The organism is Bacillus subtilis subsp. subtilis str. 168, from assembly GCF_000009045.1.
Taxonomy (GTDB): Bacteria; Bacillota; Bacilli; order Bacillales; family Bacillaceae; genus Bacillus; species Bacillus subtilis.
In genome coordinates this window covers 189737-202346 of record NC_000964.3, presented here as the reverse complement: position 1 = coordinate 202346, position 12610 = coordinate 189737, and the positions used below count along the sequence as shown (strand labels likewise).

Here is a 12610-nt window from a genome sequence, read left to right as displayed (position 1 = left end):
ATCTTAATGAGGAACTGCTCTCTTATATCTGTATTAACATTAGAAAACTCAGTTAGGCAAAAGCAGTTTCTCTCCAAGTTTTAATGCCTTTTAACCTGATTGACCGATCTAATGAGGAAACATCTTAAATCTATAGCCATGGTCGATCGATAGTCGGGTCCTGTACCATCAACTTCTTTAATCCATTTTTCCACTGTAGACGTTCTTTCGCTTTTGGACATAAAAACACCCCTTTAGATAATCTTATCCAAAGGGGTTAAACATTTATTACTCCACAGTAACACTCTTCGCAAGGTTACGAGGTTTATCCACATCACAGCCGCGATGCAGTGCAGCATAGTAAGCGATCAGCTGCAATGGAACAACAGATACCAACGGAGCAAGCGCTGGGTTTACTTCCGGCAATACGAATCTGTCATCCGCATCGTCTAGGCCTTTCAGTGAGATGATGCATGTGTTTGCTCCGCGAGCAGCAACTTCTTTGACGTTTCCGCGGATGCTTAGGTTTACATGCTCTTGAGTTGCCAGTGCGAATACTGGTGTTCCTTGTTCGATCAAGGCAATCGTTCCGTGCTTTAGCTCACCGCCGGCAAAACCTTCTGCCTGGATGTAAGAAATCTCTTTCAGCTTCAGTGCGCCTTCGACACATACGAAGTAGTCAAGGCCGCGTCCGATGAAGAAAGCATTTCTGGATACAGTCAGGTATTCACGAGCGATCATTTCCATTTCGTCTTTCTGGTCGCATAGAGCTTCCATTGCGTTTGCAGCGATACCGAGTTCTTTGACGAGGTCAAATCCGATATTGATGCCATTTTTGTCAGCAGCCACAGAAGCAAGAACCGCCAGAACTGCGATTTGTGCAGTGTATGCTTTCGTTGACGCAACAGCGATCTCAGGGCCTGCATGAAGCAGCAATGTATAGTCAGCTTCACGAGAAAGCGTTGATCCAGGTACGTTTGTGATTGTCAGGGCTTTGTGTCCGAGCGCTTTGACTTGAACGAGTACCGCGCGGCTGTCTGCTGTTTCTCCGCTTTGAGAAAGGAAAATGAAGAGCGGTTTCTTAGACAGAAGCGGCATGTTGTAGGAGAATTCACTCGCTACATGCACTTCAACCGGCACGTTTGCCCACATTTCAATATATTGTTTACCGACAAGTCCTGCATGGTAGCTTGTTCCGCAGCCAATGATATAGATGCGGTCCGCTTCCGCTACAGCGGCAGCGATATCGCCAGGCACAGACAGCTTGCCGTTTTCATCTTGATACGTTTGGATGATTTTGCGCATAACAACAGGCTGCTCATCCGTTTCTTTCAACATGTAGTGAGGGTACGTGCCTTTTTCGATATCACTGGCATCAAGCTCAGCAATATAAGACGCACGTGTAATCACGTCACCATCAAGGTTTTTGATGACAACTTGGTCATCAGTGACGATAACCATTTCTTTATCCATCAGCTCTACGTATTCGTTGGTTACTTGAAGCATCGCCATCGCATCAGATGCTACGACGTTGAATGTATCTCCAAGACCTACTAATAGAGGGCTTTTGTTTTTCGCTACAAAAATCGTTTCTCTGTTGTCGTTATCGAATAAAGCAATTGCATAAGAGCCTTTTAACAGTGTAAGTGTTTTGCGGAACGCTTCTTCTGTCTCAAGTCCTCCATTGACGAATTGCTCGATTACTTGAACGACTACTTCTGTATCGGTGTCACTTTTGAGCTCTACATCTTGCAAATACTCTTGCTTCAGCTGAACATAGTTCTCGATCACGCCGTTGTGAACAAGTGTAAAGCGGCCCAGTGCGCTTTGATGCGGGTGAGCGTTCAGATAGCTTGGTTCGCCGTGTGTCGCCCAGCGAGTATGCCCAATTCCGGCTTTCGCTTCTACATTGGCATCCACAACTTCACGAAGATCTGCAATGCGTCCTTTTTCTTTGAACACATGGATTCCCTGTTCGTTGGCAACAGCAATACCAGCAGAGTCATAACCGCGATACTCAAGCTTCTCTAACCCTTTTAATAAAATTTCCTTCGCATCAAGCTGACCGATATAACCTACGATTCCACACATATTTTTCTTCCTCCTAAGATTGTAAAAGGAGACGAAGAAAGTCAAATTTCAAGGGGACTTTCAATCGTCCCCTCCTACATGTTTTTTGGAAGATCATGTGATTTCTCTTTGTTCAAGGAGTCACCCCCTTGGTTTGAAGAAATCCTTACGGCTGTGATCTGCACACTCAGCCGGGAGGCATCCGCCGAAAATTCGATAACCTCCATCCTCGTCAACTAAGCCTTTTTCCGGGCGCTTAGTTCGGGCGCTATAATTATAGGTAAAGCAATAATCCCGTCTTCTTTTCCTATTGAGAAAATAAGAACAAGACAAGCTTGATTTTACAACATGTGGCATAAACGGTCAATTGTTTTTTAAGCAACTTTGCCGTATGTCTCACAATTATCTTATGTAAACCTCGCTTGTCTTGTTCACTCTCTGATAATAGACTTCGTTACTCTAATCCCATTTCTGACCGGACGACTTCAACAATGCGATTGACATACTCATCGCACAGCTCTTTCGTCTTCGCTTCAGCCATGACACGGACGAGCGGTTCAGTTCCTGAAGGGCGCACCAAAATCCGGCCGTCGCCGTTCATTTCTTTTTCAACTTCAGAAATAACTGCTTTTACTTTTTCATTTTCTTCAACTTTATATTTATCAGTCACTCTCACATTGACTAACAGCTGCGGGAACTTCTGCATTTCAGCTGCAAGCTCTGACAGCGGCTTGCCTGTTGCTTTTAAAGTGTTCATCAGCATAATAGCAGACAATAATCCGTCCCCTGTCGTGTTGTAATCAAGGAAAATAAGATGTCCTGACTGCTCTCCGCCGACGTTGTAGCCGTCTTTTTTCATTGCTTCTACTACGTAGCGGTCGCCGACAGCTGTCTGCACGCTTTTGATGCCTTCTTTTTCGAGCGCCTTATAGAAGCCGAGGTTGCTCATCACGGTTGAAACCACTGTATCATCCTTTAAACGGCCCTCTGATTTCAGATGTTTTGAGCATATGTACATGATTTGGTCGCCGTCTACAATATTTCCTTTTTCATCGACAGCAATCAGGCGGTCGCCGTCACCGTCGAACGCAAGACCGAGATCCGCGTTTTTCTCTTTGACAAACGCGCTGAGCGCTTCGGGATGAGTCGAACCGACGCCGTCATTAATGTTTAATCCGTTCGGGGAAGTCCCCATTGTAGAAACATCTGCATCTAAATCAGCAAACAGGTGTGTCGCCAAGGATGACGTTGCGCCATTGGCACAGTCCAATGCCACATGAATGCCTGTGAAATCTTCATCAGCTGTCTGTTTTAAGAATTGCAGATATTTTTGTCCGCCTTCAAAATAATCGTTTACAAGTCCAAGGTCTGCTCCGACAGGTCTTGGCAGCTTATCCTCAGGTTCGTCCATCAGGCGCTCAATTTCAGCCTCCTGTTCATCAGAAAGCTTAAATCCATCTCCCCCAAAGAATTTGATGCCGTTATCCTGCACTGGGTTATGAGAAGCGGAAATCATGACGCCCGCCTCTGCATCCATCGCTTTTGTCAAATAAGATACACCTGGTGTAGAAATGACACCCAGGCGCATGACTTCTGCGCCAATGGATAAAAGTCCGGCGACAAGGGCTCCCTCCAGCATATGGCCGGAGATGCGTGTATCGCGGCCTATCAGCACTTTTGGACGTTGTTTGTCTTTTGTCAGCACATAACCGCCGAAACGTCCGACTTTAAAGGCCAGCTCAGGTGTAAGCTCACTATTGGCGACACCTCTTACACCGTCTGTTCCAAAATACTTGCCCATTTTATAATCGCTCCTTTTTTATTCCGATGAGGATTGTGAATTCGCAGTGGATTCATCCTCATCCTGATCTTGGTTTTGATCTTTATTTCCGTCTTGGTTTTGATCGTTGTTGTTTTTATCAGTGTTCTTTGTATCTTCTTGCTGATTGTTCTTTTGATCATTTGTTTGTTTATCTGTGTCCTGGTTCCCTGATGTATTGCTGCTGTTATCATTCGTTGATGTATTGCTTTTCTTAGACGTCAGCTTGATTTTGGCGTTTTTCCGCCCCAAGGACCAAGTTACATTCTGTGGCCCGTTCACTTCAAGCTTCACGCTATGCTCCCCGTCCTCTAAATCTGAAACATTCACATACAATTCAATATCTGATTTTTTCAGTTTATTTATATTCGTGGGAGAGCCTTTAGCCGTTACATCTATCGCTTGTGATTCAGGATCAAGAAATTCAATGTTTTGTGAGCTGCTCAGCCCTACAGTCTTGATAGGGACATTCTCGAACTTCTGATCCGCTTCACTATCGACTTCTATATGCAAAGTCACCTTTGACGGTGAGATTTTTTTGACACCGTCAGGAAGCGGAATATCTGCCTCGATATCGGAATCCTTGTTAATTTTACTTAAATCTAGGCTGACGCCGTCAATAAATTCAAGAGAATCCAACACATCCTGTGAGCCGTAAACCGTTACCTCACTGGGGCTGGATTCAATATTCGCTATGCTGACACCGTCAGGAAGGCTTCCTGTCCGTTCAATTTTAAAGGGCACTTTTTTACTCGGGCTTGTCACCGGAACGGTAATCTTGATGACCGAGGGCTCCACGTCGACAGGAAGCGCGTTTCCGTCTTTATCATAGACAGTCACTTTCGCTTCCTTTTCAATCGTTTCATCTGCGTTTTCCAAATTCACTGAAGCTTTTACAAGAGAAATATTATCGATCACATTTTTCGATCCGGTAATCTGCACATTTTTCGGACTGACAATCGGCTGCTCCGGAGAATAGCCTTTTTTCATCTTGCTTTTGTTGTAGTACTCCACTTCTACGGGAAAACTTTTGGTCGTCCGTTCCTGAATGGTCACTGTCGTAACAGACGGATTAATTGAGATTGTCAGCCCATCCGACACGTTTTTGGCCTTAAGCTCAACCTTATGTGTGCCGGTTTTCAAATGTTCCATATCGGCATATATTTCAAAGTTTTTGGTCTGCCGAGCCTTTTTCACGGCGCTTGTCGAGCCTTTTATCGTGACATTAACCGTTTGCGGAACACCCGTCACGACGTAATTTTCATCATCATAATACGCTTTAACCGGAATATCAGTCAGAGTTGCTTCATCAGTTGTTGATGTCGGAAAGAAAGATTCACCCGGTTTTTTTGGAGTCGGTGCTTGGTTGCTGTTAACCGCCACATAAAGCAAGAGCGCGAAAAGCAGAGCAATAATTTTCACAGCCCAGCGGTTGTTTAAGAATTTATCCATTTTTCTTGCCCCTCCAATACCAGCGGTTAGAAGAAGTGTCTCTGGTGTTTTTCTTAAACTCGGCTTCAAGCATTTCTTTCAGCGCTTCTTCTGTAAGCTCTCTGTGAAGGTCGCCGTTCTTTGCCACACTGACGCCGCCGGTCTCTTCAGACACAATAATCGTCAAACTGTCTGTTACTTCACTGATACCGACAGCTGCTCTGTGCCGCGTGCCCAGTTCTTTTGAAATAAACGGGCTCTCAGAAAGCGGCAGATAACAGGCGGCCGCGGCAATTTCATTATTTTTCATAATTACCGCACCGTCATGAAGCGGGGTGTTTGGAATAAAAATATTGATCAGCAGCTCAGAGCTGACTTTGGCATTTAGTGGTATGCCGGTCTCAATATAATCGCCCATTCCAGTATCCCGCTCAATGGTCAGCAGGGCGCCTATACGGCGTTTCGCCATATAATTGATTGCTTTTGTAATGGCCTCAATCGTTTTCTGCTGCGCTTCTTCAACAGGCGTGCCGCTCCTCGAAAAAAAGCGGCCGCGGCCTAGCTGTTCAAGCGCTCTTCTCAGCTCAGGCTGAAAAATAATAATAATTGCTAAAAATCCCCATGTTATCGCTTGGTCCATCAGCCATTGAAGTGTGCTGAGGCCCAAATATTGGCTGGCCATACGAACAAGCACGATGACTACAATTCCTTTTAACAGCTGAACCGCTTTCGTGCCGCGTATCACCATAATCAATTTATATATCACATACCAAACAAGGAGAATATCAACGGCATTGCCGAGGTACTGCAAAAAAGGGATATCCTCAAAAGCCATTTCCTCGTCCTCCAAGATTTCAGTCATTTCGTATTTTGTGTTTTACGTGTTACGCATATGTACTTTACATAGCGAGCCCATTATACCACATTTCGATTTAGCAAGTGAAATGTGCCAGCCCTCTCAGCCCGCAAAAAAAGAGCAAAGCGGCTAACGCGCTTTACTCTTCTCCGTTCGGATTGAATGCATCGAGTACACTTTTCCCCGCAGACTTCATCTTGTACCATGTCCAGTCGAATAACTGATTGATTTCTTCAATCTGACCGGTGACTTGTCCAGCAGAGGCCATATACTTTTCGCCGTTTACGACGGTTACATCCCCGTCTATTTTGCCTTTAATAATCAGCTTGCCGTTTTTGACAGTGACATCACCTTTGACCGTCTCACCTTCTGGCACGGTCACAGTATGGTTATGAACCACAAGATTCGGCTGCTTGGACACGCTGAAATTGTGGTCATTATGCCAGCTGTTAAAAAAACCCCCGCCCATCAAAATGATGAATACCGCAGCAGCTGCGATAACGGGATGGGTTCTGAACCATCTTTTTACAGAAGCTCTTTTCTTCTCCTTAGGCAATTTTGCCATGACATTAGCGGTAAAATCCGCGGGGGCTTCGACATGCGATGTGCTCCGTACGAGCGCTATGGATTTCTCCATCTCGTAAAAATGCTTTCTGCATTTCTCGCATGTCTCCAGATGTTCATTTAATACGTGTTCATCTTTTGGAAGGATATCTCCATCAAGATGCATATGCATAAGCTGCACAATTTGTTCAGGACAGCTCATTTCATCACCCCACTTAAAGATCCCTTAATTGTTTTCTAAGAGCCTCTCTGCCTCTGTGAATCCGCGTTTTCACAGTCCCCACAGGAATGTTTAGAATCTCCCCGATTTCAATTAATGAGAGTTCGTCAATATACTTTAATACGATGACTGTTCTGTATTTGTCAGGAAGCTTTAAAATTTTCTGCTGTATCGTGTTTGAGAGCTCCAGCGATACAACTGCATCTTCAGGCAAAACACCATCTGCGACGATTTGAGAATACATGGTCAAGCCTTCCGTACCAGCCACCTCTGCGTCGAGGTAATAATCCGGCTTCTTTTTGCGAATGCGGTCAATGGTCAAATTGGTCGCGATTCGATAAAGCCAAGTTGAAAATTTCCGGTTAATATCAAAACTGTCGATATTAACGTACGCTCTGATGAAAGCTTCCTGTGCAATATCCTCCGCCTCATGCACATTGCCAAGCATACGGTAGCAAAGCTGATAAATTTTATCTTTGTAAATATCTACGATGTCCGCAAATGCATCCTGGTCGCCTTTTTTGACTTGTTTAATTCTTTTTTTAATCATCATTTCCATATTTATCTAACCTCTGCCTTCACCGGTCTGTATGTATACGAGCTTCGTTTCAAAAGGTTTCAATTTTTTTATAAAATAAGTTTATCAAATTTTTGGCAGGGTGTAGATGGTAATTCGTGAATAAACTACCTTAACATATTTTTAAAATTATTATACAGACTGAACAGTTAGAAGTTGGAATGATTTTTCCGAAAAGAAAAAAGACACCTTTTGATCAAAGGTGTCTGTGACTGGGCTAGCTGGATTCGAACCAACGCATGACGGAGTCAAAGTCCGTTGCCTTACCGCTTGGCTATAGCCCAATAATGGTGGAGGGGGGCAGATTCGAACTGCCGAACCCTGAGGGAGCGGATTTACAGTCCGCCGCGTTTAGCCACTTCGCTACCCCTCCACATAAAATTTTGAAAAAACAGTGCCGGCAAGAGGACTTGAACCCCCAACCTACTGATTACAAGTCAGTTGCTCTACCAATTGAGCTACACCGGCAAGATGGTGGAGGATGACGGGCTCGAACCGCCGACCCTCTGCTTGTAAGGCAGATGCTCTCCCAGCTGAGCTAATCCTCCAAATGGTGACCCGTACGGGATTCGAACCCGTGTTACCGCCGTGAAAGGGCGGTGTCTTAACCGCTTGACCAACGGGCCGTTGTGTTCTCGTCGAGCTGACAAAAGTTATTATATACAGGTCACCCCCTGTTTGTAAAGAGGAAAATTAAATTTTTTATTTTCAAACTTTTTAACTCCTTTTTTAACTGAAAAAGCCTCCCAACTAAAGCCATTTATTTTATGATAGAGACAAGCAAAGCAAGAGAGGAGAAACCAATATGATTCTAGTCAGTTCTTGCCTTGGAGGCATTGAATGCAGATATAACGGCTCTCACGCAGCGTCGGAGAAAATCAGAAAACTAGTCGATGAAAAGAAAGCAGTCATGGCTTGCCCTGAACTTCTCGGCGGCTTCTCTACCCCACGCGAACCCGCAGAAATCATAGGAGGCACTGGCGAGGATGTCCTCAATGGAACAGCGAAAATCGTGACAGCTTCAGGAGAAGACGTCACAGAACTATATATGGAAGGCGCCGCGAAAACATTGGCTTACGCAAAAGAAATCAACGCTTCTGCCGTCATATTAAAAGAAAACAGTCCATCTTGCGGAAGCGGTTTTATCTATAACGGCACATTCTCTGGCAAAAAAATCACCGGCAGCGGAGTAACCGCCGCACTGTTAAAACAAGCGGGCTACCGCGTCATTTCGGAAAACGAGCTTAACGACATATTGTAAGGAGGCCACCCCATGACTCAAGACATTTCTTTATCCTTCTATAAGCCTGAACACTTGCCCGAGCTCCAATCATTCACGCTCACCAACGATGACAAACGCTTTACCTCCCTCCCGAAAGAGGTGCTGTCTCAGGCTCTGGGCATACAGGACCGATACCCGGTTGTCATCTTAAAAGACGACCTTCCAGTCGGTTTTTTCATTTTACATGCATCAAAAGAAACGCTTGCTTCCTATTCTAACAATCCATTTGCTTTACTGCTCAGCTCCCTGTCTTTAACCGCTGTGCATCACGGAAAAGGCTATGCGAAAAAAGCCATGCTTTTGCTTCCCGCTTTTGTGAGCGGATATTTTCCATGGTGCGACGAAATCATCTTGGCCGTCAATCATCTGAACATACGCGCAAAACACCTTTATATGAAAAGCGGGTTCCTTGATAAAGGACGGCGAAGAATCGGGCCGCTTGGAGAACAGTTGATCCTTCATCATTTCTTATAGTCTTAAGTGAAATAAAATTTCAAAAATTTAAAAACATAGTTGAAATATCATAACAGAAATGAATATACTGAATATTGAGATATATCATTTTAAAACAGGGGGCATCCTCATGTCAGAACCATTAAACCTTCACCGTCTTACAACGGAATCACGCAATAGTCAAACAGTTGAAATCCACAAAGCAAACACTCTCGGCATCCTTAAAATGATCAACAACGAAGATATGAAAGTCGCTGCAGCCGTTCAGGAGGTTCTCCCCGACATCAAAACAGCTGTAGACTGCGCATATGAATCGTTTCAAAATGGAGGCCGGCTCATATATACAGGCGCCGGCACAAGCGGCAGACTCGGCGTCATGGATGCTGTTGAATGTCCTCCCACCTACAGCGTAAGCCCAGATCAGGTCATCGGAATCATGGCTGGAGGCCCCGAAGCCTTTTTACAGGCAGCAGAGGGCATTGAAGACAGTGAAGAAGCAGGAGCTGAAGATTTAAGAAACATACAGCTCACTTCAAATGACACCGTCATTGCCATCGCAGCAAGCGGCCGCACACCCTACGCCGCAGGCGCCCTAAGATACGCCCGTAAAGTCGGAGCACACACCATCGCCCTTACTTGCAATGAAAATTCCGCCATCAGCAAGGATGCGGATCACAGCATTGAGGTTGTCGTCGGACCTGAGGCCATTACAGGATCAACACGTATGAAAGCCGCAACCGCTCATAAAATGATTCTAAACATGATATCTACCGCTGTAATGGTCAAAATCGGCAAGGTTTACGAAAACTTGATGGTAGACGTCAACGTCAGCAACAAAAAACTAAAAGAACGCGCCATCAGCATCATCCAAAGCCTTACAAACGCTTCATACGACACAGCCAGATACACTCTGGAACAAGCCGATCATCACGTCAAAACAGCAATCGTCATGCTCAAAACAAGCACAGATCAGAAACAAGCACAGACATTACTCGATGAAGCAAACGGTTTCATTGACAAAGCAATCGAACATTACCATCCATGATAAGGAGAGAACTAGAATGGCCACAGGCGGTTTAGCGATCATCCAATCAATGAAGCATAAGCTCCCTCCATCCGAGCGCAAACTTGCAGATTATATCCTAGCCCATCCCCACAAAGCAATCGAAAGCACGGTCAACGAAATCAGCGCCTTAGCCAATTCAAGTGACGCTGCCGTCATCAGGCTCTGCAAATCACTCGGTTTAAAAGGATTTCAAGATTTAAAAATGAGAGTAGCAGGCGATCTGGCAAAGCCTACGTTTCAGGGCTACCGGGATATTGTTCCCCACGAGCCGCTGCCCTCCATTTCCGAAAAAACGGCCGGCAATGCCATTCAAGCCATTCAGGATACTTCAGACCTGATGGACTACAAAGAGCTTGAACGAGCGGTTTCTCTGCTTCTCAAAGCTCATACCGTGCATTTTATCGGCCTCGGGGCTTCCGGCATTGTCGCCAAGGACGCCCAGCAAAAGTGGCTTCGCATTCATAAACAAGCAACCGCGTTTACAGACACTCATCTTGTGGCATCTTTAATCGCAAATGCAGATAAAGACGACATCGTATTCGCCATTTCGTTTTCAGGAGAGACACAGGAAATCGTTGAACTGTTCGCCATGGCTAAGGAAAAAGGCATCACAACGATCAGCCTCACACAATTCAGTCAGACATCCGTCTCCGCACTGGCTGATGTCCCTTTGTATACAGCCCATTCCAATGAAGCCTTGATTCGAAGTGCAGCCACTTCTTCCCGCCTCGCCCAGCTTTTTATAATTGATGTTTTGTTTTTAGGCATGGCGGCTGAGCAGTATGAAACGACAACCGGTTATATAGATAAAACGAGAGCAGCCATACAATCTATGAGAATAAAATAAGGCATCTTGAAGGGGAGGGGTTTTAATGAGCAAAGAAAATAACTACCATCATCTCGCACAGAAAATCCTTGAGCTATGCGGAGGAAAATCCAATATTTCTTCATATACGCATTGCATGACACGCCTGCGCATTACGCCTTACGATGAAAGCAAAGCGGATGCTCAGGCTTTAAGAAAGCTTGACGGCGTATTGGGGGTCGTTGAAGCTGAAACCTTACAAATTATCCTCGGCACAGGAGTTGTCAATCATGTTACAGCTGCTTTCTCAAAGCTCGTGTCAGCAGAAGAAGGTGCCGATGTCAAAGAAGCAGCGGCCAAAAAGAAAGCCGATATCAATCGGAAAAATGCCACTCCTTTTAAACTTTTCTTACGTAAAATTGCCAGCATTTTTATCCCTCTTATTCCCGCTCTAGTCGCTTCCGGTTTAATTACTGGGATTACCAAAGCAATTATTCAAGCAGGCTGGCTCTCTGCAGACTCACAAATTGCGATTATCCTGACAGTCATCGGATCAGGGCTGTTCACTTATCTCGGCATTCTCGTCGGTATTAACGCTTCGAAAGAATTTGGCGGGACACCCGCACTTGGGGCTTTGGCCGGGATCTTGATTATCAATCCGGAGATCGCAAAAATCAGTTTATTTGGAGAAGAGCTTCTCCCGGGCAGGGGAGGTCTGATCGGCGTCCTTTTCGCAGCCATATTCATTGCTTACACCGAACAATTTATTCGCCGTTTTATTCCTCAATCACTTGATATCATTGTCACACCCACCGTTTCACTGTTAATCACCGGAATCGTAACGTATGTCGTATTTATGCCTTTAGGCGGATTCATTTCTGATGCTATTACATCCGGCCTACTGTCCATCCTGGACATCGGCGGCATCGCTGCGGGCTTTATTCTGGGCGCAACCTTCCTTCCTCTCGTCGTAACCGGACTGCATCAAGGCTTGACGCCTGTGCACATGGAACTGATCAATTCAATTGGCAATGATCCTCTGCTCCCTATTTTGGCTATGGGAGGTGCAGGACAGGTAGGCGCGGCCTTTGCCGTTTTCGTGAAGACGAAAAAAACAACACTGAGGAAAGCAATCGCCGGCGGGCTTCCATCGGGACTGCTCGGCATTGGTGAACCGCTTATTTTCGGAGTCACGCTGCCGCTTGGCCGTCCGTTTTTAACAGCATGTTTAGGAGCTGGAATCGGCGGCGCCTTTCAAGCTTATTTTCAAGTAGCCACCATTGCGATTGGTGTCTCCGGACTGCCGCTATCTTTTCTAGTCCTGCCTTCGCAAATCATCCTGTATATCGTTGGGCTCTTTATTTCCTACGCGGCCGGTTTTTTATTGACCTATGCATTCGGATATAAAGATGAAATGGCTTCTCAGTTCGATTAAATTGTTTCTGTTTTAGGGATAGTAAACGGGATAGAAGCACAGAAAGGGGCTAG

Annotated in this window: 12 protein-coding genes, 5 tRNA genes and 1 other RNA gene; 5 read left to right on the top strand and 13 right to left on the bottom strand. The window is 45.3% G+C overall.

Annotated features, from left to right (window positions below; all coding sequences use genetic code 11):
- Positions 1-80 precede the first annotated feature (80 nt).
- The 13 genes from ybbU to trnSL-Glu2 form a co-directional block, all read right to left on the bottom strand.
- Positions 81-221 carry a hypothetical protein gene (ybbU, locus tag BSU_01790; protein YP_009513939.1) on the bottom strand — a complete coding sequence of 47 codons (141 nt, stop codon included), beginning with the start codon at positions 219-221 and terminating at the stop codon, positions 81-83.
- A 46-nt stretch (positions 222-267) separates the two neighbouring features.
- On the bottom strand, positions 268-2070 hold the full coding sequence (gene glmS / locus BSU_01780) for an L-glutamine-D-fructose-6-phosphate amidotransferase (protein NP_388059.1): 1803 nt from the start codon (positions 2068-2070) through the stop codon (positions 268-270).
- A gap of 89 nt (positions 2071-2159) precedes the next feature.
- Positions 2160-2330: riboswitch and ribozyme (GlmS-glucosamine-6-P) (gene glmSA / locus BSU_misc_RNA_5), an RNA gene on the bottom strand.
- Positions 2331-2503: 173 nt separating this feature from the next.
- A complete protein-coding gene (gene glmM / locus BSU_01770; protein ID NP_388058.1) occupies positions 2504-3850 on the bottom strand; it encodes a phosphoglucosamine mutase in 1347 nt (448 codons plus the stop codon).
- Positions 3851-3868: 18 nt separating this feature from the next.
- The gene (gene cdaR, locus BSU_01760) at positions 3869-5320 is read right to left on the bottom strand and encodes a regulator of diadenylate cyclase activity (RefSeq protein NP_388057.2); all 1452 of its coding nucleotides are present in this window, start codon (positions 5318-5320) and stop codon (positions 3869-3871) included.
- On the bottom strand, positions 5313-6134 hold the full coding sequence (gene cdaA, locus BSU_01750; protein NP_388056.2) for a diadenylate cyclase: 822 nt from the start codon (positions 6132-6134) through the stop codon (positions 5313-5315). The genes cdaR and cdaA overlap by 8 nt, the downstream gene beginning before the upstream one ends.
- A 160-nt stretch (positions 6135-6294) precedes the next feature.
- The gene (gene rsiW, locus BSU_01740) at positions 6295-6921 is read right to left on the bottom strand and encodes an anti-sigma(W) factor (RefSeq protein NP_388055.1); all 627 of its coding nucleotides are present in this window, start codon (positions 6919-6921) and stop codon (positions 6295-6297) included.
- A 13-nt stretch (positions 6922-6934) separates the two neighbouring features.
- The gene (sigW, locus tag BSU_01730; protein ID NP_388054.1) at positions 6935-7498 is read right to left on the bottom strand and encodes an RNA polymerase ECF(extracytoplasmic function)-type sigma factor W; all 564 of its coding nucleotides are present in this window, start codon (positions 7496-7498) and stop codon (positions 6935-6937) included.
- A gap of 227 nt (positions 7499-7725) precedes the next feature.
- Positions 7726-7800 (bottom strand) — tRNA-Gln (gene trnSL-Gln2 / locus BSU_tRNA_74).
- A gap of 4 nt (positions 7801-7804) precedes the next feature.
- Positions 7805-7889: transfer RNA gene (gene trnSL-Tyr1 / locus BSU_tRNA_77), tRNA-Tyr, on the bottom strand.
- A gap of 22 nt (positions 7890-7911) precedes the next feature.
- Positions 7912-7984 (bottom strand) — tRNA-Thr (gene trnSL-Thr1 / locus BSU_tRNA_76).
- Between the two features lie 4 nt (positions 7985-7988).
- Positions 7989-8064 (bottom strand) — tRNA-Val (trnSL-Val1, locus tag BSU_tRNA_78).
- Between the two features lie 3 nt (positions 8065-8067).
- Positions 8068-8142: transfer RNA gene (gene trnSL-Glu2, locus BSU_tRNA_75), tRNA-Glu, on the bottom strand.
- Between the two features lie 179 nt (positions 8143-8321).
- Here trnSL-Glu2 and ybbK point away from each other — a divergent pair.
- The 5 genes from ybbK (at position 8322) to murP (ending at position 12557) form a co-directional block, all read left to right on the top strand.
- Positions 8322-8777, top strand: a complete 456-nt coding sequence (ybbK, locus tag BSU_01720) for a hypothetical protein (protein NP_388053.2) — start codon at positions 8322-8324, stop codon at positions 8775-8777.
- 12 nt (positions 8778-8789) lie between these two features.
- Positions 8790-9272: a putative acyltransferase gene (gene ybbJ / locus BSU_01710; RefSeq protein ID NP_388052.2), complete on the top strand. Its 483-nt coding sequence runs from the start codon at positions 8790-8792 to the stop codon at positions 9270-9272.
- 109 nt (positions 9273-9381) lie between these two features.
- Positions 9382-10296, top strand: coding sequence for a D-lactyl ether N-acetylmuramic-6-phosphate acid etherase (gene murQ / locus BSU_01700; RefSeq protein ID NP_388051.1), 915 nt, complete (start codon positions 9382-9384; stop codon positions 10294-10296).
- Positions 10297-10312: 16 nt separating this feature from the next.
- Entirely contained in the window at positions 10313-11164 is an 852-nt protein-coding gene (murR, locus tag BSU_01690) for a transcriptional regulator MurR-N-acetylmuramic acid (protein NP_388050.1), read from the top strand.
- 25 nt (positions 11165-11189) lie between these two features.
- The gene (gene murP, locus BSU_01680) at positions 11190-12557 is read left to right on the top strand and encodes an N-acetylmuramic acid PTS permease-MurP subunit (protein NP_388049.3); all 1368 of its coding nucleotides are present in this window, start codon (positions 11190-11192) and stop codon (positions 12555-12557) included.
- Positions 12558-12610: the final 53 nt, after the last annotated feature.